The sequence below is a fragment of the Clostridium tarantellae genome (genome assembly GCF_009295725.1).
Classification (GTDB): Bacteria; Bacillota; Clostridia; order Clostridiales; family Clostridiaceae; genus Sarcina; species Sarcina tarantellae.
On sequence record NZ_WHJC01000661.1, the window covers coordinates 1 to 442 of the forward strand.

Genomic DNA, 442 nt, shown 5'->3' on the forward strand with positions numbered 1-442 from the left:
GAATTTTAGAGGTTCCATATTCAATAAATTTGGCATAAAAAAAAGGAGAATTATCTCCTTTATCCCATCCAACTATTATATATAAACTTCCATTTCTATTTTTTACTCCACTAAGGGGAATATTATCTCCCATATGTTTTCCTGTTCTACTGCCCTTTCTTCCACTATTCATAGGGTTTTCACTTCTTGGAGCTTTACCTTTTGCTTCTCCCTGTGTAAGTTTAGCTGCTTTTTTTAATATTTTTCTATTAGCATTTTCAGTGGCTCCCTTTCCTCCAAGCCTTTCACATTCCTTTATTAGTTCTTCCATACCTGTAACTTCTATATATGCCATTAATCTAACCTTCTCACCTTTAAAATAACATCCTCATTATTAAAGCCTAGAAAATCCACTAAGAAAATATCAAAAATAATATTATTCCATTTAACCTTATATTCTCTA

1 protein-coding gene is annotated in these 442 nt (G+C 31.2%); it reads right to left on the bottom strand.

Annotated features, from left to right (window positions below):
• Positions 1-334 (bottom strand): HK97-gp10 family putative phage morphogenesis protein (locus GBZ86_RS19075; protein ID WP_152892539.1); only part of this gene is annotated, 334 nt, incomplete at its 3' end.
• Positions 335-442: the final 108 nt, after the last annotated feature.